Annotated in this window: 24 protein-coding genes; 12 read left to right on the top strand and 12 right to left on the bottom strand. The window is 64.7% G+C overall.

The window, feature by feature from the left end:
- The first annotated feature begins 41 nt into the window (after window positions 1-41).
- From QAZ22_RS28810 to QAZ22_RS28800, 3 genes are all read left to right on the top strand, one after another.
- Complete coding sequence (locus QAZ22_RS28810) at window positions 42-1,004, top strand: L-threonylcarbamoyladenylate synthase (protein WP_278207976.1); 963 nt, start codon at window positions 42-44, stop codon at window positions 1,002-1,004.
- Window positions 1,005-1,023: 19 nt separating this feature from the next.
- The gene (locus tag QAZ22_RS28805) at window positions 1,024-2,466 is read left to right on the top strand and encodes an FAD-binding oxidoreductase (RefSeq protein WP_278204310.1); all 1,443 of its coding nucleotides are present in this window, start codon (window positions 1,024-1,026) and stop codon (window positions 2,464-2,466) included.
- Window positions 2,467-2,650: 184 nt separating this feature from the next.
- Window positions 2,651-3,217 (top strand): DUF6101 family protein, encoded by a 567-nt coding sequence (locus tag QAZ22_RS28800; RefSeq protein ID WP_278204309.1) that lies wholly within the window; start codon window positions 2,651-2,653, stop codon window positions 3,215-3,217.
- Between the two features lie 239 nt (window positions 3,218-3,456).
- On the opposite strand, the gene ubiA is transcribed toward QAZ22_RS28800, so the two are convergent.
- Both ubiA and QAZ22_RS28790 read right to left on the bottom strand, forming a co-directional pair.
- Window positions 3,457-4,440, bottom strand: coding sequence for a 4-hydroxybenzoate octaprenyltransferase (gene ubiA / locus QAZ22_RS28795; protein ID WP_278204308.1), 984 nt, complete (start codon window positions 4,438-4,440; stop codon window positions 3,457-3,459).
- A 51-nt stretch (window positions 4,441-4,491) separates the two neighbouring features.
- Window positions 4,492-5,403 carry a LysR family transcriptional regulator gene (locus tag QAZ22_RS28790; RefSeq protein ID WP_278204307.1) on the bottom strand — a complete coding sequence of 304 codons (912 nt, stop codon included), beginning with the start codon at window positions 5,401-5,403 and terminating at the stop codon, window positions 4,492-4,494.
- Between the two features lie 90 nt (window positions 5,404-5,493).
- Between QAZ22_RS28790 and QAZ22_RS28785 the strand changes: the two genes are divergently transcribed.
- Together QAZ22_RS28785 and purD are read left to right on the top strand one after the other, a co-directional pair.
- Complete coding sequence (locus tag QAZ22_RS28785) at window positions 5,494-6,288, top strand: phytanoyl-CoA dioxygenase family protein (protein ID WP_278204306.1); 795 nt, start codon at window positions 5,494-5,496, stop codon at window positions 6,286-6,288.
- 178 nt (window positions 6,289-6,466) lie between these two features.
- On the top strand, window positions 6,467-7,747 hold the full coding sequence (purD, locus tag QAZ22_RS28780; protein WP_278204305.1) for a phosphoribosylamine--glycine ligase: 1,281 nt from the start codon (window positions 6,467-6,469) through the stop codon (window positions 7,745-7,747).
- Window positions 7,748-7,794: 47 nt separating this feature from the next.
- On the opposite strand, the gene QAZ22_RS28775 is transcribed toward purD, so the two are convergent.
- From QAZ22_RS28775 to QAZ22_RS28750, 6 genes are all read right to left on the bottom strand, one after another.
- Window positions 7,795-9,165: an alpha-glucosidase/alpha-galactosidase gene (locus tag QAZ22_RS28775; RefSeq protein WP_278204304.1), complete on the bottom strand. Its 1,371-nt coding sequence runs from the start codon at window positions 9,163-9,165 to the stop codon at window positions 7,795-7,797.
- Window positions 9,166-9,185: 20 nt separating this feature from the next.
- Complete coding sequence (locus tag QAZ22_RS28770) at window positions 9,186-10,856, bottom strand: ABC transporter ATP-binding protein (RefSeq protein ID WP_278204303.1); 1,671 nt, start codon at window positions 10,854-10,856, stop codon at window positions 9,186-9,188.
- Between the two features lie 9 nt (window positions 10,857-10,865).
- Window positions 10,866-12,014: an ABC transporter permease gene (locus QAZ22_RS28765; protein ID WP_278204302.1), complete on the bottom strand. Its 1,149-nt coding sequence runs from the start codon at window positions 12,012-12,014 to the stop codon at window positions 10,866-10,868.
- A 1-nt stretch (window position 12,015) separates the two neighbouring features.
- Window positions 12,016-13,023, bottom strand: coding sequence for an ABC transporter permease (locus QAZ22_RS28760; protein WP_278204301.1), 1,008 nt, complete (start codon window positions 13,021-13,023; stop codon window positions 12,016-12,018).
- A 114-nt stretch (window positions 13,024-13,137) separates the two neighbouring features.
- Window positions 13,138-15,222, bottom strand: a complete 2,085-nt coding sequence (locus QAZ22_RS28755) for an ABC transporter substrate-binding protein (protein ID WP_278204300.1) — start codon at window positions 15,220-15,222, stop codon at window positions 13,138-13,140.
- Between the two features lie 104 nt (window positions 15,223-15,326).
- Window positions 15,327-16,793 (bottom strand): alpha-glucosidase/alpha-galactosidase, encoded by a 1,467-nt coding sequence (locus QAZ22_RS28750; RefSeq protein WP_278204299.1) that lies wholly within the window; start codon window positions 16,791-16,793, stop codon window positions 15,327-15,329.
- 250 nt (window positions 16,794-17,043) lie between these two features.
- Between QAZ22_RS28750 and QAZ22_RS28745 the strand changes: the two genes are divergently transcribed.
- Entirely contained in the window at window positions 17,044-17,886 is an 843-nt protein-coding gene (locus QAZ22_RS28745; protein ID WP_278204298.1) for an AraC family transcriptional regulator, read from the top strand.
- On the opposite strand, the gene QAZ22_RS28740 is transcribed toward QAZ22_RS28745, so the two are convergent.
- Window positions 17,887-18,993, bottom strand: coding sequence for a glycoside hydrolase family 25 protein (locus tag QAZ22_RS28740; protein ID WP_278207975.1), 1,107 nt, complete (start codon window positions 18,991-18,993; stop codon window positions 17,887-17,889).
- A 128-nt stretch (window positions 18,994-19,121) separates the two neighbouring features.
- On the bottom strand, window positions 19,122-19,358 hold the full coding sequence (locus QAZ22_RS28735) for a hypothetical protein (RefSeq protein ID WP_278204297.1): 237 nt from the start codon (window positions 19,356-19,358) through the stop codon (window positions 19,122-19,124).
- A gap of 435 nt (window positions 19,359-19,793) precedes the next feature.
- Here QAZ22_RS28735 and QAZ22_RS28730 point away from each other — a divergent pair, with 435 nt between their 5' ends.
- Window positions 19,794-21,563 (top strand): acyl-CoA dehydrogenase family protein, encoded by a 1,770-nt coding sequence (locus QAZ22_RS28730; protein ID WP_278204296.1) that lies wholly within the window; start codon window positions 19,794-19,796, stop codon window positions 21,561-21,563.
- Between the two features lie 26 nt (window positions 21,564-21,589).
- Window positions 21,590-22,339 carry a crotonase/enoyl-CoA hydratase family protein gene (locus QAZ22_RS28725; protein ID WP_278204295.1) on the top strand — a complete coding sequence of 250 codons (750 nt, stop codon included), beginning with the start codon at window positions 21,590-21,592 and terminating at the stop codon, window positions 22,337-22,339.
- A gap of 47 nt (window positions 22,340-22,386) precedes the next feature.
- Here QAZ22_RS28725 and QAZ22_RS28720 read toward each other — a convergent pair whose 3' ends face one another.
- Both QAZ22_RS28720 and pdxH read right to left on the bottom strand, forming a co-directional pair.
- The gene (locus tag QAZ22_RS28720) at window positions 22,387-23,019 is read right to left on the bottom strand and encodes a LysE family translocator (RefSeq protein WP_278204294.1); all 633 of its coding nucleotides are present in this window, start codon (window positions 23,017-23,019) and stop codon (window positions 22,387-22,389) included.
- A 51-nt stretch (window positions 23,020-23,070) separates the two neighbouring features.
- Window positions 23,071-23,688, bottom strand: coding sequence for a pyridoxamine 5'-phosphate oxidase (pdxH, locus tag QAZ22_RS28715; protein ID WP_278204293.1), 618 nt, complete (start codon window positions 23,686-23,688; stop codon window positions 23,071-23,073).
- A 40-nt stretch (window positions 23,689-23,728) separates the two neighbouring features.
- Between pdxH and QAZ22_RS28710 the strand changes: the two genes are divergently transcribed.
- The 4 genes from QAZ22_RS28710 (at window position 23,729) to QAZ22_RS28695 (ending at window position 26,809) form a co-directional block, all read left to right on the top strand.
- A complete protein-coding gene (locus QAZ22_RS28710; protein ID WP_278204292.1) occupies window positions 23,729-24,193 on the top strand; it encodes an RT0821/Lpp0805 family surface protein in 465 nt (154 codons plus the stop codon).
- 119 nt (window positions 24,194-24,312) lie between these two features.
- Entirely contained in the window at window positions 24,313-25,242 is a 930-nt protein-coding gene (locus QAZ22_RS28705) for a J domain-containing protein (protein ID WP_278204291.1), read from the top strand.
- 108 nt (window positions 25,243-25,350) lie between these two features.
- The gene (gene fabI, locus QAZ22_RS28700) at window positions 25,351-26,169 is read left to right on the top strand and encodes an enoyl-ACP reductase FabI (protein WP_278073325.1); all 819 of its coding nucleotides are present in this window, start codon (window positions 25,351-25,353) and stop codon (window positions 26,167-26,169) included.
- Between the two features lie 52 nt (window positions 26,170-26,221).
- Window positions 26,222-26,809: a histidine phosphatase family protein gene (locus QAZ22_RS28695; protein WP_278204290.1), complete on the top strand. Its 588-nt coding sequence runs from the start codon at window positions 26,222-26,224 to the stop codon at window positions 26,807-26,809.
- Window positions 26,810-26,982: the final 173 nt, after the last annotated feature.

Genomic DNA, 26,982 nt, shown 5'->3' with positions numbered 1-26,982 from the left:
GCCGTATTACGGGACCGGCGTGTTCAGGATCGGTGATGAATTTGGCTGAGATACTTGCCGTCGGCGAGGCGATGGAGCGGGCGCTGGCGCTGCTCGAAGCAGGCGATGTCGTCGCAATCCCGACCGAGACCGTTTACGGGCTTGCCGGCGACGCCACCAATGGCGTCGCCGTGGCGCGTATCTTCGAGGCCAAGGGCCGGCCGCGCTTCAATCCGCTGATTGCTCATGTCGCCGACCTGGCCATGGCAAACCGCATCGCCGAATTCGATCCGCTGTCGACGAAACTGGCCGGGGCCTTCTGGCCCGGTCCGCTGACGCTGGTGCTGCCGCAACGCGCGGAAAACAACATGCATCCGCTGGTCACCGCGGGGCTGGACACCATCGCGCTGCGCATGCCGAGGGGTTTTGGCGGCGAATTGATCGCGCGGCTTGGCCGCCCGCTCGCCGCTCCCAGCGCCAACTCCTCCGGCAAGATCAGCGCCACGACGGCGCAAGCTGTGGAGGCCGATCTCGGCGGGAAGATCAAGCTGGTGGTCGACGGCGGCGCGACGCCCGTCGGCCTGGAATCGACCATCGTCAAGATCGAGGACGGCAAGCTGAGGCTGCTGAGGCCGGGCGGCATTGCCGCCCGTGAGATCGAAGCCATTGCCGGCGCAAAGATTGTCCGCGGCGCTGCCGGCATCCAGGCGCCCGGCATGCTCGCCTCGCATTACGCTCCGGGCGCCTCGGTGCGTCTCAATGCCGATAGGGTGGCCGGGGACGAGGCGCTGCTGGCCTTCGGCCGCGATCGTGCCGAGGGCTGGCGCGGCGCGGTGGCAGTGCGCAATCTTTCCGAGGCGGGAGATCTGCGCGAGGCGGCCGCCAATCTGTTCGCCTATATGCAGGCGCTCGACCGCAGCGGCGCCGCTACCATCGCAGTCGAGCCGATCCCGCTCGACGGCTTGGGCGAGGCGATCAACGACCGGCTCGCGCGCGCCGCCGCCCCACGTGACAAGATCGACTGAGCGCCATAGTTTGGGCTCCATGAACGATCAGACCGACGATCAGCCCTTCGACCTCGATCCCGCCCTCATCGACCGTTTCGCGGCCATCGTCGGCGACAAATATGCGCTGCGCGACCAGGCCGACATCGCCCCCTACATCACCGAGCGGCGCGGCCTGTGGCATGGCCGAACATCGCTGGTGCTCAGGCCGGGCAGCGTCGAGGAAGTGAGCCGCATCATGCGTCTGGCAACCGAGACCGGAACGCCGGTCGTGCCGCAGAGCGGCAACACCGGCCTGGTCGGCGCCCAGGTGCCGGACAAATCCGGCCGCGACATCGTGCTGTCGCTGTCGCGGCTGAACCGTATCCGCGAGATCGACATATTGTCGAACACGGTCACCGCCGAGGCTGGCGTCATCCTGCAGACGCTGCAGGAAGCTGCCGACGCCGCCGACCGGCTGTTTCCGCTGTCGCTCGCCGCCCAAGGCTCCTGCCAGATCGGCGGCAATCTTTCTTCGAACGCCGGCGGCACCGGCGTGCTTGCCTATGGCAATGCGCGCGAACTCTGCCTCGGCGTCGAAGTGGTGCTGCCGACCGGCGAAGTGTTCGACGATCTGCGCAAGCTGAAGAAGGACAACACCGGCTACGATCTGAAGAACCTTTTCGTCGGCGCCGAGGGCACGCTTGGCGTCATCACCGCCGCCGTGCTCAAGCTGTTTCCCAAGCCGAAGGGCAGGGAGGTTGCCTTCGTCGGCCTGTCTTCGGCGAGAGACGCGCTGTCGCTGTTCACCCTGGCGATGGATCAGGCAGGTCAGTCGCTCACCGCTTTCGAGCTGATCGGCAAACGGCCTTACGATTTTACACTTCTGCATGCGCAGGGCGTGACGCGGCCGCTGGCCGACGACTGGCCGTGGTATGTGCTGATGCAGATTTCGTCCGGGCGCTCGGAAGAGGATGGCAGAGCGCTGATAGAGGAAGTGCTGGCGGCCGGCCTCGAGAAAGGTATCGTCGGCGACGCGGTGGTCGCGGCCAGCCTGGCCCAGGGCGATGCCTTCTGGAACTTCCGCGAGGTGCTGCCAGAGTGCCAGAAGCCGGAAGGCGCTTCGATCAAGCATGACATCTCGGTGCCGATCGCCTCGATCCCGGACTTCATCGAGACGGCCGCGGGCGCCGTCGCCTCCGTCAGCCCCGGCGCGCGCGTCGTCTGCTTCGGTCACATGGGCGACGGCAATCTGCACTATAACATTTCCCGCCCCGAAGGCGGCGATGACGAAGCGTTCCTCGGTCTCTACCGCCCGATGAACAAGGCCGTGCACGACGTCGTCCGCTCCTTCCACGGCTCCATCTCGGCCGAGCATGGCATCGGCCAGCTGAAGCGCGACGAACTGGCCGCCACGGCGCCGCCGATGGCGATCGATCTGATGCGCCGGGTGAAAGCCGCCTTCGATCCGGCCGGCATCATGAATCCCGGTAAGGTTATCTAATTCTTCCAACATCTTGTGGCTGGTTGCATTCCGATAACCATCGGCCCCGATCAGCAAAATTTAACTGACTTTCTTAAGCGAGGCGGTAAGAAGCGAGCGCTAATGTTTCTCCCATAACGAGGCCGGAACAACCGGCCCGGAGAGAACCGGAAAACGGCCCTCAGGAGAAACAGGAAGGCACTCGATGAACACTGGACTGAAGCCAGTCTGGGCGGGGCGCAACATGCGTCTCGACCCGTTTCGCCTGCCGCAGATGGTGAGCTATGCCACGCGCGACGACTATGGCGATGTTACCTTCACGATCGATCAGCGTGGCGCCGTCATCCGGCGCATGCTGGAGATGAGCGGCCTGCCGGCGATCATCGCGCTGCCAGCCAATGCGTTCCGCGGCGTCGCCGCCCGCGCCATGGAAGATCCGGACGGCAACGTCACCGTGACGCTGGAACTTCTGCACAATGATCCGATGCTGTCGGTGCCGCTTCTGGTCGCCGACGATCTCGACGACGTCGCCGCCGACTGGCGCGCCTGGGCCGATGCCTATCGCCTGCCGATGCTGCTGATCGAGGCCGACGGCATCGCCCGCACGCTGGAAGAATCGCTCGGCGCCGCCATCAAGGCGCTGCCGCCGCAGGAACGCCGCAAGGGCCGCGTATCCAACATGCGCCGTCCGCGCTTCCTCGCCCGCCGCAGGACCGGCAATCTCGGGCTGAGGCTCGTCATCGGCGGCGAGGAGATCATCGCGCGGGAGTAGGTCGCTTGTCGCGCTGGCGATTGGCGAAACCGCCGGCGACAGCCTTCTTCTCCCCGTCACTATACGGGGAGAAGTGCCCGGCAGGGCGATGAGGGGCGGCGCAGACCTGGGTGTTGGCTACCTCAAAAACCCGATCACTCGCGACAGCGCCGCTGCGTATTTCATCTAACCTTCAAGGTTGGCGCTGCCCCTCATCCGGCTGCCGCCACCTTCTCCCCGTAGAACGGGGAGAAGGAAGACTACACCAGCGGCTTCAGCGCCACCCACAGCGCGCCGCCGATCAGCCCCAGGAAGATCAGCCAGCCGACCTGGTTGTTCGACTTGAACAGCTTCAGGCACTGGTCCGGATCGTTGATGTCGAGCCGGACGATCTGGCGCGCCATATGCGCGCCGGCCGCGATCAGCCCGGCCAGAGCCGGCATTGGCACCTGTGCCGAAGCAAAGGCGATGGCGAAGCAGACGAGGGTGCCGCCGTAGAGCCCCACCAGCCACATCTTGGTGTTGTCGCCGAACAGCCGCGCCGTCGAGCGCACGCCGACGATTGCGTCGTCTTCCTTGTCCTGATGCGCGTAGATCGTGTCGTAGCCGATCACCCACAGGATCGAGCCGATATAGAGCATGATGGCCGGCCCATCGAGATCGCCGAATTCGACCGCCCACCCCATCAAGGCGCCCCAGGAGAAGGCCAGCCCCAGCACGAATTGCGGCCAGTTGGTGATGCGCTTCATGAACGGATAGACGGCGACGATGGCCAGCGAGGCGATGCCGAGCGGAATGGCGAAGCTGTTGAATTGAAGCAGCACCGCGAGCCCTACCAGTGCCTGGATGATCAGGAACGCCCATGCCTGGCGCTTTGTCACCTTGCCGGCCGGCAGCGGCCGCGAGCGCGTGCGCTCGACCTGGTTGTCGATGTCCTCGTCGACGATGTCGTTATAGGTGCAGCCGGCGCCGCGCATGGCGACGGCGCCGACAAAGAACAGCAACAGGTACCAGGGCGCCGGCAACAGCGTCAGCAGCGGGTCCGTCGGGCGCGGATAGGCGCTGGCCGCAAGGGCCGCCGACCACCAGCAGGGCCAGAGCAGCAATTGCCAGCCGATCGGCCGGTCCCAGCGCGCGAGTTGCGCATAGGGCCACAGCCAGCGCGGCAGCACCCGGTACACCCAATGGCCGCTCGGCGCGTCCGCGACGCGGCCCTGGGCGGCTTTCGACTGAATGGTTTCCATTGCGCTGGAGTGGCAGCAGCGGCTGGCGCCGTCAAGCGGCCGCGTTGTCGCTCAGCCGGTGAAAACATCGTGACCGGCGAACCACGCTTTCGCCGTCTCGATGAAGGCGAGCGCCGCCTTCGGTAGGCGCAGGCGCGTGTCGTGGGCGAGGATGATGCGCTGCATGGGAAGCGGGTCGGAAATCGGCTTGCAGACCAGCGGCAGGCCGTCATAGCTCCTGTCGCCACGCGGCCTGGTGTAGCTCACCGCCACGCCGAAGCCGTTGGCCACCATGCTGCGCTGCAGCTCGAACGAGCTTGTCGACGACTGGGCGGCGGGCGACAGGCCGCGGCTGAGGAAGAGGTCGAGCATGTGCTGCCAGCTGTGCGGCTGCTCGGTGGTGATCAGCGGATGCACGGCCAACTCCGCCAGGCTGACGGCACGCTTGTCGGCCAGCACATGGCCGGCCGGCAGCAGCGCGTGTGGCCGAAGCTCATGCAGAAGCACGCGCTTGAAATGCGCCGGCAGGCCGAGATCGTAGGTCAGGCCGAGATCGATCGCGCTGTCGGCCAGACGCCGCCCCAGCGTCTCGAAGGTTTCGTCGCGGATCACGACCGTGACTGCCGGGCAGCGCTCCGCAAAGGAGCGCATCAGCGCCGGCGCGAAATAGGGCGCCAGATCCTCGAAACAGCCGAGCGCCAGCTCGCCGCCGACATCGGCCTCGCGCGATCCGAGCGCGGCCAACTCGTCCGCCTCGGCCAGCACCTGCCTTGCCTTGGCGACGGCCTGGCGGCCAAAGGAGGTTAGCGCCACGCCGCTCCCGCGCTGACGCACGAAGAGTTTTTGGCCGAGCGCTTCCTCGACATTGTCGATCGCGACCGAAATCGAAGGCTGAGAAACATTGAGCGCCGCGGCCGCGGCGGTCACGCTGCCATAGCGGGCCACGGCAATGACGTAGCGCAATTGCACAAGCGTTGGTTTCATAGACAAAAACTATAAGCGAGATGACAAGTTATTATTTTACGCGATGTGGCGCTCTTGCGATAGTCGGTCTGCCCGATAAGGAGATTGCCCATGGCCACCGCAAAGATCGATGCCGCGACGATTGCCGACTATCAGCGCGATGGCGCGGTCTGCATCCGCGGCGCCTTCAAGGATTGGGTCGATGTCATTGCCGACGGCATCGAGCGCAACATGCAAAACCGCAGCGCTACAGCGTCCGACATCGCCGGGGGCAAGGGCAGCTTCTTCGACGATTACTGCAACTGGGAGCGCATCCCGGAATTCGTCAGGATCGTGCGCGAATCGCCGGCGGCAGAGCTTGCGGCGGCGGTCATGCAGTCACGCAGCGCGCAGTTCTTCCACGATCACGTCCTGGTCAAGGAGCCCGGCACTCAGAAGCCGACGCCCTGGCACCAGGACATTCCCTACTATTTTGTCGACGGCAGCCAGACGGTGAGCTTCTGGATCCCGATCGATCCGGTGAAGGAGGCGACGCTCAGGCTGATCGCCGGCTCGCACAAATGGGAAAAGATGGTCCTGCCGGTGCGCTGGCTGAACGACGCAAATTTCTATGCCGGCGAGGGCGATTACCTGCCGGTACCCGATCCCGACAACGACCCGTCGATGAAGGTGCTCGAATGGGAGATGGAGCCCGGCGACGCCATCCTGTTCGATTTCCGCACCGCCCATGGCGCGCGCGGCAACATGACCTCGGCCCGACGCAGGGCGCTGTCGTTGCGCTGGGTCGGCGACGATGCGCACTATGTCGAGCGGCCGGGCCGCACTTCGCCGCCCTATCCGGGCCACGACATGAAGCCCGGCCAGAAATTGCGCGAGAACTGGTTCCCGATCATCTTCCAGAGCTGAGTCGTTCTCCAAGGGCTGATCGGCCGGATCGCTGTCGGGCACGGGCCGGCCTCGTCACGTCTCGATGAGGGCCATGTTCCCGTGCGCAATTGCCGCCAAAACGCCAAGACGCCTTGACCCGTCGCCCTTGGACCAATAGCGGGTTCAGGGCAGAGACGATCGGCAGCAAGAGGTGGCCATGAACGTTCTTCTTCTCGGTTCGGGCGGCCGCGAGCACGCGCTTGCCTGGAAGATCGCCGCGTCGCCGCTGCTCACAAGGCTCTATGCCTCGCCCGGCAATCCCGGCATCGGCCGCCTTGCGGACCTGGTCAAGCTGGACATCGCCGACCATTCCGCGGTCGCCGCCTTCTGCCAGGAGAAAAAGATCGACCTCGTCGTGGTCGGCCCGGAAGCGCCACTGGTCGCCGGCATCGCCGACGACCTGCGCGCCTGGGGCATCCGCGTCTTCGGTCCGTCCAAGGCCGCGGCGCGGCTCGAAGGCTCGAAGGGTTTCACCAAGGATCTTTGCGCCAAGTTCAACATCCCGACGGCAGCCTATGGCCGCTTCGGCGACCTCGCCTCGGCCAAGGCCTATGTCGAGAAGACCGGCGCGCCGATCGTCATCAAGGCCGACGGGCTTGCCGCCGGCAAGGGCGTCACCATCGCCATGACGCAGGAGGAGGCCTTGGCCGCGCTCGAGGCCTGTTTCGAGGGTGCTTTTGGCGCCGCAGGTACCGAGGTCGTCGTCGAGGAATATCTGACCGGCGAGGAAGCGAGCTTCTTCTGCCTCTGCGACGGCGCCACCGCGCTGCCCTTCGGCACCGCGCAGGACCACAAGCGCGTCGGCGACGGCGATACCGGCCCGAACACCGGCGGCATGGGCGCCTATTCGCCGGCCCCGGTGATGACGCCCGAAATGACCGAGCGCACCACGCGCGAGATCATCGAGCCGACCATGCGCGGCATGGCCAATCTCGGCTCGCCCTTCGCCGGCATCCTATTCGCCGGCCTGATGATCACGGACAGCGGGCCAAAGCTGATCGAATACAACACCCGCTTCGGCGATCCCGAATGCCAGGTGCTGATGATGCGCCTGAAGGACGACCTGCTCGTCCTGCTCAACGCCGCCGTCGACGGCCAGCTCGCGCATATGTCGGCGCGCTGGAGCGACGAGGCGGCGCTGACCGTGGTGATGGCGGCGAGGGGCTATCCCGGCACGCCGGAAAAGGGCTCGGTCATCCGCGGTCTCGACGAGGCCGCGAGCGACGGCGCCGAGATCTTCCACGCCGGCACCGCCATCAATGGCGGCGCGCTGGTCGCCAACGGCGGCCGCGTGCTCAACGTCACGGCGCTCGGCAAGACCGTCGGCGAAGCGCAGGCTAAGGCCTACATGGCGATCGACCAAATTGACTGGCCGCAGGGCTTTTACCGCCACGACATCGGCTGGCGCGCGGTCGAACGCGAGAAGGCTGGCGCCTGAGCAATTCCGTAACGTTTTCCGTCCGGAATTGCTCAAAACAAAAGTGATCAGGCAGCTTTGCTCCTGCCGCCCTTGCGTGCCCAGGCCGGCAGCCAGTTGCCGTGGGCGGCGATCAGATCGTCGACCAGTGACCAGATCTGGTCGAGGTCGAGCTCGGCCGCGGTGTGCGGATCCATCATCGCTGCATGGTAGATGTGGTCGCGGTTCTCGCTCATCAGCGCCCGCACGGTCAGCTCCTGCACATTGATGTTGGTGCGGATCAGCGCCGTCAGCTGCGGCGGCAGCTCGCCGATATAGGTCGGCTGGATGCCGGAAGCATCGACAAGGCACGGCACCTCGGCAGCGCAGTCGAAAGGCAGCGAGGTGATGCAGCCATTGTTGCGGACATTGCCGTAGATCACCGATGGCTCGCCGGTCCAGACCGAGTTCATGATCGAGGAGGCGTATTCCTTCGATTGCTCGACCTCGATCCGGTCCGCTGAGCGGTAGGCCTCCGCCTGGCCTTTCCAGCGCTCGATCTGCTCGATGCAGCGCTTGGGATATTCATCCAGCGGAATGCCGTATTTCTCGATCAGGTCGGGGCGGCCGTCCTTGATGAAATAGGGCGTGTACTCGGCGAAATGCTCCGAGCTTTCGGTGACGAAATAGCCGAGCCGGGTCAGCATCTCGTAGCGCACCTTGTTCGGGCAGCGCGGGTTCCAACCCGGCTTCGGCGCGCGGCCTTCGCGATAGGCCCGCACCAGGTCGGGATAGAGATCGCGATAGGAGCCGTCCGGCTGGCGGTGCTCGAACTTGAGATAGAAGGCCATATGGTTGATGCCGGCTGCGCGGTAGCGGATCTCCTCGTAGGGGAGGTCGAGATCGTGCGCGAGTTCCATCGCCGTGCCCTGCACCGAATGGCAGAGCCCAACCTGCTTGATCTGAGGGTACTTCTCCGCGATCGCCCAGGTGTTGATCGCCATCGGGTTGACATATTGCAGCATGATCGCCTCCGGGCAGACCGCCAGCATGTCCTCGCAGATCTTCCACAGATGCGGCACGGTCCTCAAGCCGCGCATGACGCCGCCGACGCCTAGCGTGTCGGCGATCGTCTGGCGCAGGCCGTATTTCTTCGGCACTTCGAAGTCGGTGACTGTGCAGGGCTCATAGCCGCCGATCTGGAAGGCGACGACGACGAAGTCGGCGCCGGCAAGCGCCTTGCGTTGGTCGGAATAGGTTTCGGCCTTCGCCTTCACGCCGAGCGTCGCGATCAGCTTGTTGACGACGACGGCGCTTTCTTCCAGCCGCTGCGGATTGATGTCCATCAGCGCGATCGTCGCGCCCGAAAGCGCCGGCCGCTGCAGTACGTCGCCGACGATGTTCTTCATGAACACCGTCGAGCCGGCGCCGATGAAGGTGATCTTGGGATTTCTAGCCACTATGAACCTCCGGCATATGCTCACGCCACGTCGAAAGCGGCCCTGACGAGCCGTTCGGTGTAGGCGGTCTTGGGATTGGTGAGGACCTCGTCGATGGGCCCATGTTCGACGATCTTGCCGTGCTGCATGACGATGACACGATGGCACAGCGCCCGCACCACCTTGAGGTCGTGCGAGATGAAGAGGTAGCTCAGGCCGCGCTCGTCCTGCAGCTTGCGCAAAAGGTCGATGATCTGCGCTTGCACCGAGAGGTCGAGCGCCGATGTCGGCTCGTCGAGCAGGATGAATTCGGGCTCCAACGCAATGGCGCGCGCGATGGCGATGCGCTGCCGCTGGCCGCCGGAGAATTCGTGCGGAAAGCGCGACAGGATATCGCCGGGCATGCCGGCGCTGACCAGCGCCTCGCGCACCCGTTCGACCCGCTCGCGCCGCGTCCCACCGATCCTGTTGACGACCAGCCCTTCCTCGATGATCTGGCCGATCGTCATGCGCGGATTGAGCGAGGAGAACGGATCCTGGAAGACGATCTGCATGCGCGAACGCAGCGGCCGCATCTCGGCGCGCGACAGGTTCTGGATCGGCTGGCCGTCGAAGCGAATCTCGCCGCGCTTGGCGTCCAGCAGCCGAAGCAGCGCCTGGCCGAAAGTGGTCTTGCCGGATCCGGATTCGCCGACCAGCCCAAGGGTTTCATGGCGGCAGAGCTTGAGGCCGAGGTCGTCGACCGCGACCAGCTCGCGCCAGTCGGGCTTGAGAAACGTGCCGTGGCGCAGCGTGAAGCAGACGCGCACGCCGTCGGCGTCGAGAATGGTGCCGGATTTATCGGGCAGCGGCTTCGGCCGTCCGTGCGGCTCGGAGGCAAGCAGCCGCTTCGTGTAAGGATGCTGCGGGTCGGCGAAAAGCCGTTCGGTGACGTTGTGCTCGCGCATCTCGCCATGCTGCATGACATAGACGTAGTCGGAGAACTTGCGCACCACGGTGAGGTCATGGGTGATCAGGATCACCGCCATCCGCAGCTCTTTCTGCAGGTTGCGGATCAGGTTCAGGATCTGCGCCTGCACCGTGACATCGAGCGCGGTGGTAGGCTCGTCGGCGATCAGCACGTCGGGATCGTTGGCCAAAGCCATGGCGATCATCACGCGTTGCCGCTGGCCGCCGGAAAGCTGATGCGGATATTGTTTGAGCCGCGCCTCGGGCTCGGGGATCTGCACATGCTTGAGAAGCTCGAGCGCCCGCGCCCAGGCCTCCCTGCGGTTCACCTTGCGATGCACCCTGATCGCTTCGACGATCTGGCTGCCGACCGTATAGATCGGATTGAGCGAGCTCATAGGCTCCTGGAAGATCATCGAGATGCGGTTGCCGCGCAGCTTGCGCCGGGCGCGCTCCGGGAATTTCAGGATGTTTTGCCCGAGATATTCGATGCTCGACCGCGATGACACAGTCGCCCGCCGCGACAGCAAGCCCATGACGGTGCGCGCCGTCACCGACTTGCCGGAGCCGGATTCACCGACGATCGCGATCGTCTCGCCGCGATAGAGCTGGAACGAGACGTCCTTGACCGCGTCGACGATGCCGTGTTCGACCTTGAAGGCAACCTCGATGTTGCGGGCGTCGATGACGGGCTGGTCATGGCGCCCACCATGGTCAAGCCGGACGGCGGGTGCGAAGGATTCGGCAAACGCGATCGTCGTCATCTCTGCACCTCAATAGGGATCGACGGCATCGCGCAGGCCGTCGCCCAGCGCGTTGAAGGCAAAGACGGTGATCAGCACGAAGCCGACCGGCGACAGGATCCAGGGGTAGGTGCCGATGACCGAATAGGCCGCGGTGTCCTGCAGCATCAGTCCCCACGAGATCAGCGGCGGCTTCACCGCGAAGCCGAGGAAGCCGAGGAAGGATTCCAGAAGCACCACCGTCGGGATCGCCAGCGTCACGGCGACGATCACATGGCTCATCACATTGGGAAAGATGTGCTGCATGATGATGCGCCGGTCGGTGGCGCCGACCGCCATGGCGGCGCGCACATAGTCGATGCGCGCCAGCGCCAGCGTCTTGCCGCGCACCTCGCGCGACATCTGCGCCCAGCCCAGCGCCGACATCACGACGATGACGAAGGCGAGGAAGACATTGGTCGGCGCGGTGACCGGGATCAGCGTGGTCAGCGCGAGATAGAGCGGCAGCTGCGGAAAGGCGAGCACCAGTTCGACGAAGCGCTGCATCCAGACGTCGAACTTGCCGCCGAAATAGCCGGAGACCATGCCGACGGTGGTGCCGATCACGGTAACGATGAAGACGACGGTGAGCGCGATCATCAGCGAGACGCGCGAACCGTGGATGGCGCGCGACAGCACATCGCGGCCGAACTTGTCGGTGCCGAGGAAATGCACCGGCTGGCCGTCCATCGAGCCGAAGAAGTGCCGGTTCGCCGGGATCAGGCCGAGGAGCTTGTAGGGTGCGCCTTCGACGAAGAAGCCGAGCAGTCGCGGATGGTCGTAGTCCGGCCCGACGATCGGCTGGAAGGTGACGGGGTCGAGATCGGCCGACTCGGCCAGCGCATAGATTCTCGGCCGCGCGACGAAATTGCCGTCCTTGTCGTGGAAGCTAGCCACCTGCGGCGGCGCGAAGGCGATATCGGTGGCCTTCGGGTCCAAAGGCGCCAGGAATTCGGCGAAGACCGCCATCAGCAGCAGGAGCACGACCAGGCAAAGTCCGGCCATGCCGGTCCAGGAGCGCCTCAGCCGGCGCCAGACCAGCGCGATGTAGCTCTCATTGCCACGCGCGGGGCCATGCGCGGGCTGGCTGACGGCGCCTTCGGCCGGCGGTGGCGGGGGTGAAGGGTCGCGCGCCAGCATCTCAGTGCTCCCCGAACTGGCGCACTCGCGGGTCGAGCAGCGCGAGCAGCATGTCGGCGATGATGTTGCCGACGATCAGCGTCGCCGACAGCACCATCATGAAGGTCGCCGTCACATAGACGTCGCCCACCGCCATAGAGCCGACGATCGCCGGCCCGACGGTGGGCAGCGCGAAGATGATCGCCGTCTCGATCTCTCCGGTCAGCATGTAGGGCAGCACCACCCCCTGATACATGACCAAGGGATGCAGCGCATTGGGCACCGCGTGGCGCATGACGACGGCGCCGCCGGTCAATCCCTTGGCTTTCGCCGTCTCGACATATTGCGCGTTGAGCGTGTCGAGCAGATTGCCGCGCATGACGCGCATGTTGTAGGCGAGCCCGCCGAAGGTAGCGATCGCCACAACCGGCCAGACATGCTTGACGAGGTCGACGAACTTCGCCCACGACCATGGTGCGCCGCCATATTGCGGCGAGAAGAACGAGCCGATCTCCGACACGTTGAACTGGAAGACCAAGAGATAGACGATGATCAGCGCCATCAGGAAGCGCGGCACCGTCATGCCGAGGAAGGAGATGGCCGAGAGTGTCGAATCGATCCAGGAATACTGCCGGGTCGCCGCCCATATGCCGAAGCTGATGCCCAGCACCGACGCGAGCAGATGGCAGACCAGCGCCAGGAGCAGCGTGCGCGGCAGGCGCTCGCCCACCACATCGGCGACCGGCTTGTTGTAATAGAGGCTGTAGCCGAAATCGCCGCGGGTGACGATGCCGCCGATCCAGTTGAGATACTGGATGGGCAGCGGCTTATCGAGGCCGTGTTCTTTCCGGTAGGCCTGGGCCTGCGCGTCCGCCTCGGCGTAGGAGGCCCCGCCCTGGTTGATGAGCTGCGATTTGATGTAGTCGGCATAGTCGCCGGGCGGTGCCTGGATGATGGCGAAGGTGACGAGGCTCAAGATGGCGAGGACAGGAATCGCCGACGCTATGCGCATGAGCAGGAATCGCAGCATGGACGGTCCGCTTCCTTCTTCTGGGCCGGTCGCTCCCTCGGGGTGCGTTCGGAGGTTCCGTTTGTCCGGCCGCGCCGCAACGCGGCCGGACTGTCTTCGTCTGGGAGGTAAAGCTTAATCCATCGGTCCCTTCTCTCCAGGCTTGCCCGGAAGTTCCTGGGGAAAGAGCTCATACTTGGCCTGCTTGTCGGCCGCGACGAAGACGCGTTCGCGGACGATCGAATCTTCGGCCCAGTTGAACATGAAGATCGGCGTTCCCTGCGGAATGTTCGAGAAGCGCTTGTTGATGATCAACGCGCCCGGATATTCGGTCAGGCCGACATTGTAGACATGCTCGGTCGAGATCTTCTGGAAGTCTTTCATCAGGCTGGCGCGTTGGTCGTTGTCCTGCGTCGAGACGAATTTGTTGACGATGTCGACAAGGTCCTTCTCGAAGGGCATCAGGTCGACCTCGCCGCTTTCCGGCGCGCGGTGGTTCCAGCTGGTCTTCGGACCGACAGGGGCGAGCTGCTCGGTGTTCTGCACCACGGAAGTGAGCTCGGTGTCGTTGCGCCGGATCAGCCAGTCGAAGCGGCCGGAATATTCGGCGGCGTCGCGCTGGGTGCCGTTGACCCCGTTGAGCACGATCCTCAGGCCCAGCTTCTCCATCTGCGCGACGACGCCTTCGGCAAGGCTCTTGTCGGTGGTGTAGTCGTTGTTGACCAGCATCACGATCTCGACATTCTTGCCGCCGGCAGTGCCGGCCGGGAAGTTCACGAAGCCGTCGCCGTCGGTATCCTTCAGGCCGGCCTTGGCGAGCTCGGCCTTGGCGCCTTCGAGGTCGAACGGATAGTAGACGGTCGACTTGCGGTCATAGAAGCTGGTGCCGGACGAGAAGCCGCCCGGATAGATGGCGGTGAACGGCCCCTTGACCAGCGAGTCGCCCAGCGCCTTGCGGTTGAGCGCCATGGTGACGGCCTTGCGGAAATCCTCGTTGCGGTTGAGCTCGCGCAGCGCCTGGCCGCGCTCGTCCGGATTGCCCCAGCCATTGGCGGAGAAGTTGAAGCGCAGATTGTAGCCGATGAGGCGCGGACCGAAGGCGAGCCGCGCCGGCGCGTTCTTCTCGGCGGCGCGCTTCAGCGAGGCGACGAAGTTTTCCGGCTGCTCGAGGTTGGAGAAGTCGCCGGAGCCTGCCACCGCCTGTACGTCACGGTCGGCCCAGGTCGAGAGCTTGTATTGCAGCTCGTTGAGATAGGGCAGCTGGTTGCCCTTCTCGTCGACTTTCCAATAGTAGGGATTGCGCCGCATGACGATGATGTCGTCCGGCCGGTATTCGACCGGCACCCAGGCGCCCATCACCGGCATGTTCATGAACTCCGGCGGGAAGGCGTTCTTGAACTGGTCGTAGGTGTTCTTCGAATATTTCGGGTGCTGCGGCTTCAATATGTGCGCGGGACCTGGGCAGAAGGTGCCGTAGGCCATCGCATAGAGATACTGCTTCGGGAACGCTTCCTTGAAGGTCCATTCGACGGTGTAGTCGTCGATCTTCTTGAGCGTCGTGCCAACGCCGAAGGTTTCCGGCGTCGCGCCGTTCAACGGCGAAACGTTCGGGTCGACGACCTCGTCGTCCCAGTAGAACATGACGTCGTCGGCGTTGAAGGGCACCCCGTCCGACCATTTGGCGCCCTCGATCAGATGCATGGTGAGGTTGTGGCCGTCCTTCGACCACTCCCAGCTCCTGGCGAGGTTCGGCAGCGGCTCGGTGTCCTTCGCTTCGACCTGGAACAGCGGCGCCGTGCGCGTCAGGCATTCGGAGAGGCCGATGTCGATGCCGCCCCAGCCTTGCGTCTGGCCGGCGCCGTAGTTCCAGCCTTCCGGCCTGCCGCCGATGACATGCCGCATCGTGTCGCCATAGACGCCGATGCCGTCCGGCATGTTGGCGGTCTTGAACACCAGCGGCTCCTTGGGCAGCCTGTCCTTGACCGGCGGCAGCTTGCCGGTCTTGACGTATTTCTCCGTCACCCAGTCGGGCTCGTGATATTCGGGCAGCGCCTTGAACTCCAGGATGGAGTCGCGCGCCACATAGTGGATCTTGCCCTCGGCCGGGAACGTCGCCGGCTCCGGCGGGATCGTCGGCTCGGATGCGAACGCGTTGAGCGCCGGAACCGAAACGCCGAGCGTCAGTCCGGCGGCAATGCCAATTCTGCGTAAGGTCCTCATTGTCTCCTCCCAGTTGTTTGGACGTCTGTTGCTGCCCGCCTCTTGTTTCGGGACGGCTGAAGCGGTCGGACGTGCCTCCTGCGCGTCCGGCCTCGCGCCGAGTTTCAGCCGGCCTGTTTCAGCGCCGCCTTTTCGGCGCGCAGTTCCTCGATCGAGCGCACGCTTCGCCGCGCCGCACCCGCCCATTCGCGGGTCTTGACCTTCGATTTCGCAAGCCGCTCCTTCGCCGCCGGAACGGCATGCGCGTATTGCGGCAGCCAGGCGGCTTCGGCGACGACCATCTCGTCGACCATCTGCCAGACCTCCTCCGGCGTCGACACCGCGCCGACCAGCGGGTCGTGCAGCACCGCGAGCTTCAGTAGGTCGATGTCGCCGGCGATCGCCGCATGCACCGACATGCGCTGGACGTTGATCGAAGCCATGCAGGTGGCGGCGCAGGCTTCGGGCAGCGTGATGCCGGCGGCCATGTTGATGCCGAAGCGGTCGACGAAGCCGGGCGATTCGATGATGGCGTCCTGCGGCAGGTTGGCGATCACGCCGTTGTTCTTGACGTTGAAGTGGCCGCGATAGACGCGGTTGGTCTCCAGCGCCTCCAGAATGTGGCTGGCGTGCTCGTTGGAACGTTTGGCCGGGTCTATCGGCTTCGACGCCGCTTCGAGGAACTGCGGATATTCCGTCTCGAACCAGTTGCGGGTCTCGGTCGAGTAGCGAAGGTAGCCACCGGTCTCGCCGTGGATCCAGTCCGACATGTCGATCCAGCGCGTGATCTCGTCGGGGCGCTTGCGGTACCAGGGCAGATATTCCGACAGATGGCCGTTGCTTTCGGTCGAATAAACGCCGAAGCGCTTCAACACGTCGATGCGCAGCTTTTCCTGTTTCGAATAGACCGGATGCGCCTCGAAGGCGGCGATCAGCTCGTCCTTGCCGATCGGCCGGCCGTTCAGCCGCAGTTCGATGAACCAGGTCTGGTGGTTGATGCCGGAGCAGACATAGTCGAGTTCCCCCGGCGATCTCGCGCCGAGGACCTCGGCGATCTGCGCGGCGCCGTGCTGCACGCCATGGCAGAGACCAACCGTGTCGACCTTGCCGTATTCGATCGCGGCCCAGGTGTTCATCGCCATCGGATTGGCGTAGTTGAGGAACTTGGCACCGGTGTCGGCGACCTCGCGGATGTCCTTGCAGAAATCGAGGATCACCGGGATGTTGCGCTGGCCATAGAGGATGCCGCCGGCGCAGATCGTGTCGCCGACGCATTGGTCGATACCATATTTCAGCGGAATGCGGATGTCGTCGGCATAGGCCTCGAGGCCGCCGACGCGCACGCAGCTGATGACGTAGCGCGCGCCCTCCAGCGCTTTGCGGCGGTCGGTCGTCGCCGTCACCTTGGTCGGCAGTTTGTTCGCCTCGACGATCCGGTCGAGGATCGCCTTGATCATCCCGAGATTATGCTCGCTGATGTCGGTCAGCGCGAACTCGATGTCCTTGAATTCGGGCACGCACAGAATGTCGGTGAACAGCTTCTTGGTGAATCCGACGCTGCCGGCGCCGATAATAGCGATTTTGAAGCTCATCACCTTCACCTCGATCCAATCGAATGCTAGGCAAGGAGCAGCAAGGGAGGACATGGCCGCACGCCAGCATGCGTGCTCGCCATTTCGAGCCGGAAATCCGGCTCTTTCTCCTCCCGCCCGCTCCTCGACTGCGGGTCTTTCCCGTTCTTGAGGAGCCGGATTATGCGCTTATTCGAAGGCGCGGCCAGAGAAGGATTATGCTTTCGAGGGTAATTTTGTGCTGCAGGACCTGATCGCGAATGGGAAGTTGATGCGGACGATCTCGCTGCCGCGCGGACGCCAGCGCCTGCATGCCATGCCGACCAGCACCGGCTACGAGGTGCGCGAGGACGAGACCTACGATTGGGACGGGCGCAAGCGCGGCCAGACCCCGTTCACGGTGCTCCAGCATACGATCAGCGGCACCGGGCAGCTGCGCTACGAGAGCCGCAACTACCGACTGCAGGCGAACGACACGCTGCTGGTGCTGGTGCCGCACAACCATCGCTACTGGCTGGCCAGAGGCGACCGCTGGGAATATTTCTGGATCTCGATGAACGGCGAGGAGGCGCTGCGCATCCACAAATCGATCCTCAGCGTCTCAGGCCCCGTCCTCCGGCTGCAGCCGGCGACTGTCGATCACCTCGCCGATTGCAGCCTGCGCCTCATCAAGGGCGCCGCCTCGCCGGGCGCGGCGTCGGCGATCGCCTATGAGGCGGCGATGGCGCTCTATGACGATGTCTTCGGCTCGCACTCCTTCGCCGAGAAGCAGAGCGCGATGCAGCCGGTGATCGATCACATCAACGCCAATCTCGACAAGCCGCTGCCGGTGGCGGAGCTGGTCGGGATCAGCGGCCTCAGCCGCGCCCATTTCTCGCGTTGCTTCGCCGAGAGCGAAGGATTGCCGCCCGCCGAATTCGTCCTGCAGCAAAGGCTGCAGCGCGCCGCCAAACTGCTGACCAAAGCGGATTTCCTGCCGGTCAAGGAGGTCGCCGTGCTGTGCGGCTTCGAGGATGCGAATTACTTCTCCAAAGTCTTTCGCCGCTGCTACGGCATCACGCCGACGCAGTTCCGCACCACCGGCATGTATGCCAGCCTGGGCAATCATCGCTGACTACTGCCTGCGGTGGTCGAGCGCCGTCGATGCGGTGTTGACCGGGTCGGCTGCGGCGAAGGCGGCGTCGAGCTGTTCAGGCGTGCGCCGAGCGGCCCGCATCCAGGCGACATATTGGACGATGCCGAAGCTCGGGCGCTGCGGCACGGTCTTCACCACCGGCATGCGGAACCCGCGGAATTTCTCCCAGCGCGCGCCAAGCACCGCCACCAGTTCCTCGAAGCTCGGCGGCGTCGCCACATCGGCGTAGGTGATGGTAACCTTGCCTGCGAGGCCCGCTTCGCGCGGTATCGGCACCGGGATCGAGGCAAGGTAATCGGGCGGCACGTCGATCAGCCCGCCGAAGGCCCACTGCTGGCGCAATTCATCGGCTTTCATCGGCGCGACGTTGACATCGATGTCGTTGGGCGTGCCCGGCACGCGATAGGGGCAGCTGAAGCGGCCGCAATTGGCCTTCGCCGAGAACTGCCAGAGCGCGTAGCCTTGCCAGTTGCCCATCGGGAAATGCACGTCGATGTCCGGCTTGTAGCGCGCGTACCAGAGCGGCAACCTGGACAGCAGCCGGTAGGTATAACGGTTGTCGGCGATATACTGGGCGGTCCTGCCGTTCGAGTAGAGCACCGGGAAGCGGCCGAGGCGGCGATGCACCTGGCGCACGAATTCTTCCGCGTCCCCGAGCGACATCCATTGCGTCGGATCGATGCCTTCGATGTCGAGGGCAATGAGGTCGTCCGGCGCCGGCTCGGCGAAATCGACGAAATTGTTGGCCTGCTCGACCGGATTGCCGGGACGGGCGAGATGATAGGCTCCCCATTTCAGGCCGAGTGCCTTGGCCACCACCTTGCGCGTCTGGAAGAGCTCGCGCGTCACGGCGTAGCGCTTCCACAACGCCTTGCAGAGTTTGACGTCGGTCTCGCCGCCGAAGCAGAAATAGGGCGGCGGCAGCCCGTCGGAGGCCTTGTTGATGAAGCCGACGATGCGCTTGTCGGTGGCAAGCTCGGCCCAGTCGATGGAATTGTATTCGTAGGCGTCGATGACCAGCGCGCGGTCGGCATTCTTCCAGGGCTCGGAGAAATCCGAGGCCTTTGCCGCCGTGCCCAGCACCATCGCAGCCGCGAGAAGCGCCAGGCGGCGAAGAGGGCGCGCCGGCTTTTTCAATCAGGGTGTCCCCACTGACCAGAGGATGATCCTGAACCGCTATGGTTAAGGAAGTGCTTTCAAAGCCGACGGGGCGCTCAGCGCCGGAACAGCGACTGGATCTCGAACGGATCGGGCGCCGGCTCCCGCGGCAGCGTGCCTTCGGCGGCGCGCTTCTTGTGATGCGCCAGCGAGCATTGCGGCGAGCACAATACGCCGCGGTCCGTCCAGTAGGCCGGTCCATGCTCCATCTTGCCCTCATGATACCAGAAGCCCGTGGCCCGGTACGGGAGGCCGCATTCGGTGCAGCGATAGGCGTCAGGTCTGGCAAGCATGGAGTTCCGGTTCGCTTTGGTCTGCAATCGGCGGATCATACCAGCCGAGTGCAATTCGTCGTAGAAATTTTGAGCGGTATTGCAGCCTAGAAAGTTGGCCATGGCCTTCGCGATTTCGTCATTCTATGGCGGAGCAAGGAGCGAAGCGACGCGCGAAGACCATAGAATCCATTCCGTGATGTTGAGGCGCTTCCATGGTCCAGAATTCCGCTCCGCCGAGCCCCTCGCGCGAGGTCACGGAATGGATCCTCGGGTCTACGCGTCCGCTGCGCTCCCGCTCCGCCCGTGGATGACGAAGTCTACGCTTGCAAAATCCGCGTGACAAAGTTTGACGTTTACGTAAAAAGGAGACGGGCTGCCAACCCAAAGGCGGATGGTTTAGCTGCGGCTGGAGTCGTACGATCGACCGGCCGGAATGGAGGAGGAGCAGCAGACATGTATCGCGCACCGGTCGAGGATATCGCCTTCACGCTGAAGCATGTGGCCGGGCTGAAGCCTGCGCTGGATGCCGGCACCTTCGGCGATCTCGGCGAAGACCTGGTCGACGCGATCCTGGCCGAGGCCGGCCGTTTCGCCAGCGAGGAAGTCGCGCCGCTCTACAAGATCGGCGACGAGCATGGCGCGGTGCTCAAGGACGCCGCGGTCACCACGCCGCCCGGCTGGAAGGAGCTTTACCGGCGTTGGATCGACGGCGGCTGGAACGCGCTGTCGGGGCCGGAGGAATTCGGCGGCCAGGGCCTGCCCACCATGCTCGCCGTAGCCGCGCTCGAAATGTGGAATTCGGCCGCCATGGCCTTCGGCATCGGCCCGACGCTCACCATGGGCGCGGCCGAGGCGCTGGACAAGCATGCATCCGAAACGCTGAAGGCAAAATATCTTGCCAAGCTCGTCTCCGGCGAGTGGATGGGCACGATGAACCTGACAGAGCCGCAGGCGGGTTCCGACCTCGCGGCGCTGCGCACGCGTGCCGAGCCCGCCGGCGACGGTACCTACCGCATCTTCGGCCAGAAGATTTTCATCACCTATGGCGAGCACGATTTCACCGACAACATCGTGCATCTGGTGCTGGCCAGGCTGCCCGACGCACCCGCCGGCACGCGCGGCATCTCTCTGTTCCTGGTGCCGAAATTCCTGGTCGATGACGACGGCTCGCTCGGCGCCCGCAACGACGTCTTCTGTTCCGGCCTCGAGCACAAGCTCGGCATCCATGCCTCGCCGACCTGCACCATGATTTACGGCGACGGTTTTCAGGGCACGACGCCAGGCGCCATCGGCTGGCTGATCGGCGAGGAGAACAAGGGTCTCGCCTGCATGTTCACGATGATGAACAATGCCCGCCTTGCCGTCGGCATGCAGGGCGTGGCCGTTGCCGAGACCGCGACGCAGAAGGCAATCGCCTATGCCAATGAGCGCCGCCAGGGCAGGGCGTCGGACTATTCCGGATCCGGCATGGCCCCGATCGTCCATCACCCGGACGTGCAGCGCAATCTCTTGACCATGCGGGCGCTGACCCAGATCGCGCGCGCCATCAGCTATTCCTGCGCGCACGCCATCGACCGCGCGCGCGTCAGCGAAGGCGAGGCCGCCGCCAATTGGCGCGACCGCGCCAACCTTTTGACGCCGCTAGCCAAAGCCTTTTCGACCGATGTCGGCGTCGAGGTCGCTTCGCTTGGGCTGCAGGTGCATGGCGGCATGGGCTTCATCGAGGAGACCGGCGCGGCAGCGCTTTATCGCGACGCCCGCATCGCGCCGATCTACGAAGGCACCAACGGCATCCAGGCGATCGACCTCGTCTCGCGAAAACTGCCGCTCGGCGGTGGCGAGCATGTGCATCGCTACATCGGCGAGTTGAAAGCGGTGGCCGATGGCGTGCGCACGTCCAACATTGCGGGCTTCGGCCACACCGCAGACAATCTCGACCGCGCGCTTGCCGATCTCGACGAGGCGACGCGCTTTCTGCAAAAACTGATGGACGACGGCAGGGCCGATGCCGCCATGGCCGGCGCCACGCCCTATCTGCGGCTGATCTCGCTCGCCGCCGGCGGCGCCTATCTGGCACAAGGTGGGCTGGCCGACCGCGGCCGCATCGCGCTCTGCCGTTTCTTCGCCGAAAACCTGCTCGGCGAAACGCGCGCACTGAAGGAGCGCGTCGTCGACGGCGCCGAGAGCCTTGCTGCAGCCGCCCAGGCGCTGATCTCCGCTTGAGCATTCCGACATTCAAAGGACCGACCGTGACCGACCATATCCTCATCGAGCGCCGGGGCGCCGTGCAGATCATCCGCATGAACCGGCCGGACAAGAAGAACGCGCTGACGCGCGCCATGTACGCGAAGATGTCGGCTGCCCTGCTCGAGGGCGACGCCGATCCGGCGGTTCGCGTGCACGTCTTCCTCGGCGTGCCCGGCGCCTTTTCCTCCGGCAACGATCTTGCCGACTTCCTGGTGATCGCCACGGGCGGGGAGGGCGGCAACGAGGTATGGGATTTCCTGATGGCGCTGGCCAAGACGGAGAAGCCGATGGTGTCGGGCGTCGACGGCATCGCCGTAGGCATCGGCACCACGCTCAACCTGCATTGCGACCTGACCTTCGCCACGCCGCGCACGCTCTTCCGCACGCCCTTCGTCGATCTCGGCCTGGTGCCGGAGGCGGGTTCCAGCCTGCTCGCGCCGCGGATCCTCGGCCGGCAGGGCGCCTTCGCGCTGCTCGGTCTCGGCGAAGGCTTTTCGGCCGAGCGCGCCAAGGCCGCCGGCTTGATCTACGACGTGGTCGCGGAAGACGCGCTCGAGGGCGCGGTGCTGGCCGCGGCAGCCGAGATTGCCGCCAAGCCGCCGCAGGCGCTGAAGATCGCCCGCGACCTGATGCGCGGCTCCCGCGAGGAACTCGTCGCCCGCATCGAGATCGAAAGCGAGCATTTCCGCGAGCGGTTGACGTCGGACGAGGCGCGCGCCGCGCTGACGGCTTTCATGACCCGCAAGAAATAGGTCGCGCTGGGCCGGGTGGGTCGAACGCCGGCAGGGTAGAAATCTGCTTACCGATGTTCGGTCGCGATACGGATGCCGAGGCCAATCAGCACCATCCCGGTCACGCCCTCGATGGCGCGGCGGATCGACGGGCGGCGCAGGAAATCCCCTGCTTTGGCGACCACGGTCGCGTAGAGCGCGAGCCAGGTGAAGGTCATGACGGCGAAGACCGTGCCGAGGCCGAGCAACGCCGAAAAACTTTCTCCGCCGGGCGGCACGAACTGCGGCAGCAGGCTCGCGAAGAACACCGCCATTTTCGGATTGCCGAGATCGCTGATCAGCCCCTGGCGATAGGCGCTTGCCGCCGTCAGCCGCCGCGCCGGCCTGGCGACGGTCGCCATTCCCTGCCCATGGGACGGCCGCAGCGCTTCCTGCAGCGCCTTGAAGCCGAGATAGACGAGATAGGCGGCGCCCGCATATTTGACGGCAAGAAACAGCGGCTCCGATGCCACGAGCAGCGCGACGATGCCTGCGCTGGTGGCCAACGCCCAGATCGTCTGGCCGCTGGAGATGCCGAGCGCGGTGAACACGCCCGCCATGCGCCCGCCAAGCAGCGTGTTGCGAATGGTGATGGCGGTGTCGGGTCCAGGCGTGGCAAGCACGATGAACGAGACACCGAGAAAGGCCAAGAACAGGCTCATGCGTCTCTCCTTTTTGCGGCCAAGGCAGCTGCGAGCGCCATCCTCACAACCTCAGGGATAAAGCCTGGTCTTGTCCCAGCCGCCCTGGGCATTGCGCGAAAAGACGACACGGTCATGCAGCCGGAACGGACGGTCGTGCCAGAACTCGATCGTCTGCGGCAGGATGCGGAAGCCGGACCAGTGTTTCGGCCTGGGGATGTCGCCGATCGCGTAGCGCGCCGTGTATTCGGCCACGGCCTTTTCCAGCGCGAATCGGCTTTCCAGCGGCCGCGACTGCTTGGAGGCCCAGGCGCCGATGCGGCTGCCGCGCGGCCGCGTCGCATAATAGGCGTCGGCCTCGGCGTCGCTGACGATCTCCACCGGCCCACGCACGCGCACCTGACGGCGCAGCGATTTCCAGTGGAAGCACATCGCCGCCTTCATGTTGCCGAGAATCTCGCGGCCCTTGGCGCTCTCGAAATTCGTGTAGAAGACAAATCCCTTTTCGTCGAACCCCTTGAGCAGCACCATCCGCACATCCGGCATGCCGTTGGCATCGACGGTCGCCAGCGCAACGCCGTTGGGGTCGTTGATCTCGCTTTTGGTGGCGTCTTCCAGCCATGTGGCAAAAAGCCGGAACGGCTCCGCCGCATCGGTGAAGTCACTGCTTGTTAACTCGGTTTCGTTCATAGTTTTCCAAATTTTTAACGTTGCGGGAGGAGTTCGCCGATTGTCGCGTATCGCGCAAGCTTTTGACAGCGGGCAATGGAGCGTTATTGCTTCGGCCAGTGCCAAGGCTGCGCTGCTGATATTGGCGCTTCCACTTACGGCCTGTGGCGCCGGCGGCTTCAGCCTCGAGAAGGCCGAGGTCGACCGCTCGATCATCACCTCCAGCGCCCCTTCCGCGCCTGCCCAGCCGGCAACCAGCGACAATGATTCGGACCAGACCACGATCGGCAATGCGGTCTCCTCCGCCGACATCCAGGAGCTCGGCGGCCAGGCCGTGCCATGGGCCAATGCCGGCACCGGTTCGCGCGGCGCGATCACCGAACTGGTGGAGCTCAAGGATGGCGGCCTCAACTGCCGCCGCTTCACCGTCACGCGGGAGAGTTTCGACGGCGTCGCCCTGTACAAAGGCGAGCTCTGCATGGCCGGCGCCGGCGGCTGGCGCATGCAGGAGTTCAAGGCGCTCTGATCCGGTTTGGGGGTGCTCTGATTTTCGCCAGCCGATCCCTCTTGCGCTACTGGAATTTCTTCCTATCCGAGCGCATATAGGAGGCACCGTGGATTCATCTTCTCTTACAGGCAGGAAGCATGCGCGACCCCTATGAGGTGCTGGGCGTTGCCAGGAACGCATCGGCCAAGGAAATAAAATCGGCGTACCGCAAGCTCGCCAAGCAGCATCATCCGGACCAGAATCCGAATGATCCGAAGGCGAAGGAGCGTTTTGCCGCCGCCAACCAGGCCTACGAGATCGTCGGCGACGAGAAGACGCGCGCCGCTTACGATCGCGGTGAGATCGACGCCGACGGCAAGCCGAGGTTCCAGGGCTTCGAGGGCGCGGCCGGCGGTGGCGATCCGTTCGCCGGGTTCCGTCGCCAGCAGGGTCCCGGCGGCGCGCATTTCGAATTCCGCACCGGCCGTCCGGGCGGCGATCCGTTCGACGGCAACAGCGACATTTTCAGCCAGATCTTCGGCGATGCCTTTTCGGGCGCGCGCGGTGCTGGCCGTGGCGACCGTCGCCAGCCGGTTCAGGCGGCTGACCTGAACGTCACGCTGGACATCACCGTCGAGGAGGCCGCCACCGCCGAGAAGGTGACGGCGATGTTCCCCGACGGGCGCAAGATGGCGGTCAAGCTTCCGACTTACGTCGAGGAAGGCCAGACCATCCGCCTCAAAGGCCAGGGCGAGCAAGGGCCCGGGCAGCCGGGCGACGCGCTGGTCAAGATCCACATCCGCCGCCATCCGCGCTATCGCATCGAGGGCCGCGACCTGCATGTCGACCTGCCAGTCGATCTGGCCGACGCGGTGCTCGGCGCCAAGGTGGCGGTCGAGACGCCGACCGGCAAACTCGCGGTCAACGTTCCGGCATGGTCGAGCTCGGACAAGGTATTGCGCCTGAAGGGCAGGGGTTTGCCGGAAAAAGCCGGTGGCCACGGCGACCTTTATGCGCATGTGCGGCTGATGCTGCCGGAGGGCGGAGATGCCGATCTCGAAGCCCTGATGCGCAACCGAAAAGGCTGATCGAGGCGGTTTTCTCCTCGAGCCAGTCCGTTTTCGGCGCTTGAAGGGGCTGTGTGCCTGTGCGATAGGGCTCCACAAAAGCTGACATCTCTTGCGGAGAACGTGCACATGGCGGGTGGACAGGGCCTGATGGCCGGTAAGCGAGGCCTTATTCTCGGCGTCGCGAACAATCGGTCGATCGCTTTCGGCATCGCCAAGGCTTGCGTCGATCACGGTGCCGAGATCGCGCTGACCTATCAGGGCGAGGCGTTCAAGAAGCGCGTCGAGCCGCTGGCGGCGGAACTCAACGCGCATGTCGCCGGTCATTGCGACGTGACCGACCCGGAAAGCCTCGATGCCGTCTTTGCCGACATCGCCAAGCACTGGGGCAAGCTCGACTTCCTCGTCCATGCGATCGCCTTCTCGGACAAGGACGAGCTCACCGGCCGCTATGTCGAGACGACGCGCGACAATTTCCTGCGCACCATGGACATTTCGGTATTCTCCTTCACCACCATCGCCAAGCGCGCCGAGCCGCTGATGGCGGAAGGCGGCTCGCTGCTGACCCTGACCTATTACGGCGCCGAGAAGGTGATGCCGCATTACAACGTCATGGGCGTCGCCAAGGCGGCGCTCGAAGCAAGCGTCCGCTATCTCGCCGTCGACCTCGGCGCCAAGAAGATCCGCGTCAACGCGATCTCGGCCGGCCCGATCAAGACGCTCGCCGCCTCCGGCATCGGCGATTTCCGCTACATTCTCAAGTGGAACGAGTACAATGCGCCGCTGAAGCAGACGGTGACGCAGGAAGAGGTCGGCGATTCCGGCGTCTATTTCCTGTCGGACCTGTCGCGCGGCGTGACCGGAGAGGTCCATCACGTCGATTCGGGCTACCACGTCGTCGGCATGAAGGCGGTCGACGCGCCGGATATCTCGACCGTCAAGGACTGAATCCTCTCGCATACCCTCCGCCCAGGCCCTGCCCCGACCTCCGGAAGACCTGATGTATCCGCTCGTCTACATCGCGCGCCATGGCCAGACTGAGTGGAACACCCAGCGTCGCCTGCAGGGCCAGGCCGACACCGACATCAATGAGCTTGGCCGCCAGCAGGCGACTGGCAACGGCCGGCGCCTGGCCGCGATGATCGGCAAGGGTGAGGGTTTCGACTTTGTCGCCAGTCCGCTGCGGCGCACATGCGAAACGATGGAACTGATGCGCGCGGCGATGGGGCTCGACCCGCTCGCTTACCGGACGGACCCGCGTCTGGTGGAATTGAGTTTCGGCGACTGGCAGGGTTTTACTTTCGCCGAGCTCGAGGCCCGGCATCCCGGATCGACGCAAGGCCGCCGCGCCGCCAAATGGGATTACCAGCCGCCGGGCCAAGGCGCGGAAAGCTATGAGATGCTGCTTGAACGGGTCAAGCCGTGGTTCGACGCGCTTGAGCAGCGGACTGTCTGCGTCACCCATGGCGGGGTGATGCGCTGCCTGTTCCGCTTCGTCGAAGGCATGTCCAAGAAGGAAGCGGCCAGCCTGGAGATCCCGCAGGATCGTCTGCTCCGGCTGCAGGGCCGGAGCCTGGAGTGGTTGTGAGGCAGCCTCGAAGCCCGCAAGAGGGCGGACGAAGCCCGTGAAGTCGTCATCCTTGGGCGTAGCGACGCGAAGCGGAGCGAAGACCCAAGGATCCATGCCGTGACCTTAGCCGACCATTAAAAACCGTGCAGAACTGAGGTCGTTCTACACCGTAGCGGCGCTCAGACGTTACG

The sequence above is a fragment of the Mesorhizobium sp. WSM4906 genome (genome assembly GCF_029674625.1).
In the GTDB taxonomy this organism is placed as follows: domain Bacteria; phylum Pseudomonadota; class Alphaproteobacteria; order Rhizobiales; family Rhizobiaceae; genus Mesorhizobium.
Note: the sequence above shows the minus strand (reverse complement) of the source record. Positions and strands in the feature narration are given on the sequence as shown.

What these genes read in the sequence shown, in the direction of transcription:
- QAZ22_RS28720 (WP_278204294.1), bottom strand. Translation starts at nt 23,019, where the DNA reads ATGAGCCTGTTCTTGGCCTTTCTCGGTGTCTCGTTCATCGTGCTTGCC.
- QAZ22_RS28770 (WP_278204303.1), bottom strand. Translation starts at nt 10,856, where the DNA reads ATGACGACGATCGCGTTTGCCGAATCCTTCGCACCCGCCGTCCGGCTT.
- QAZ22_RS28745 (WP_278204298.1), top strand. Translation starts at nt 17,044, where the DNA reads ATGCGGACGATCTCGCTGCCGCGCGGACGCCAGCGCCTGCATGCCATG.
- QAZ22_RS28750 (WP_278204299.1), bottom strand. Translation starts at nt 16,793, where the DNA reads ATGAGCTTCAAAATCGCTATTATCGGCGCCGGCAGCGTCGGATTCACC.
- QAZ22_RS28790 (WP_278204307.1), bottom strand. Translation starts at nt 5,403, where the DNA reads ATGAAACCAACGCTTGTGCAATTGCGCTACGTCATTGCCGTGGCCCGC.
- fabI (WP_278073325.1), top strand. Translation starts at nt 25,351, where the DNA reads ATGGCGGGTGGACAGGGCCTGATGGCCGGTAAGCGAGGCCTTATTCTC.
- QAZ22_RS28800 (WP_278204309.1), top strand. Translation starts at nt 2,651, where the DNA reads ATGAACACTGGACTGAAGCCAGTCTGGGCGGGGCGCAACATGCGTCTC.
- QAZ22_RS28805 (WP_278204310.1), top strand. Translation starts at nt 1,024, where the DNA reads ATGAACGATCAGACCGACGATCAGCCCTTCGACCTCGATCCCGCCCTC.
- QAZ22_RS28740 (WP_278207975.1), bottom strand. Translation starts at nt 18,993, where the DNA reads ATGGTGCTGGGCACGGCGGCAAAGGCCTCGGATTTCTCCGAGCCCTGG.
- QAZ22_RS28755 (WP_278204300.1), bottom strand. Translation starts at nt 15,222, where the DNA reads ATGAGGACCTTACGCAGAATTGGCATTGCCGCCGGACTGACGCTCGGC.
- QAZ22_RS28735 (WP_278204297.1), bottom strand. Translation starts at nt 19,358, where the DNA reads ATGCTTGCCAGACCTGACGCCTATCGCTGCACCGAATGCGGCCTCCCG.
- QAZ22_RS28785 (WP_278204306.1), top strand. Translation starts at nt 5,494, where the DNA reads ATGGCCACCGCAAAGATCGATGCCGCGACGATTGCCGACTATCAGCGC.
- QAZ22_RS28760 (WP_278204301.1), bottom strand. Translation starts at nt 13,023, where the DNA reads ATGCTGCGATTCCTGCTCATGCGCATAGCGTCGGCGATTCCTGTCCTC.
- pdxH (WP_278204293.1), bottom strand. Translation starts at nt 23,688, where the DNA reads ATGAACGAAACCGAGTTAACAAGCAGTGACTTCACCGATGCGGCGGAG.
- QAZ22_RS28765 (WP_278204302.1), bottom strand. Translation starts at nt 12,014, where the DNA reads ATGCTGGCGCGCGACCCTTCACCCCCGCCACCGCCGGCCGAAGGCGCC.
- ubiA (WP_278204308.1), bottom strand. Translation starts at nt 4,440, where the DNA reads ATGGAAACCATTCAGTCGAAAGCCGCCCAGGGCCGCGTCGCGGACGCG.
- purD (WP_278204305.1), top strand. Translation starts at nt 6,467, where the DNA reads ATGAACGTTCTTCTTCTCGGTTCGGGCGGCCGCGAGCACGCGCTTGCC.
- QAZ22_RS28695 (WP_278204290.1), top strand. Translation starts at nt 26,222, where the DNA reads ATGTATCCGCTCGTCTACATCGCGCGCCATGGCCAGACTGAGTGGAAC.
- QAZ22_RS28730 (WP_278204296.1), top strand. Translation starts at nt 19,794, where the DNA reads ATGTATCGCGCACCGGTCGAGGATATCGCCTTCACGCTGAAGCATGTG.
- QAZ22_RS28705 (WP_278204291.1), top strand. Translation starts at nt 24,313, where the DNA reads ATGCGCGACCCCTATGAGGTGCTGGGCGTTGCCAGGAACGCATCGGCC.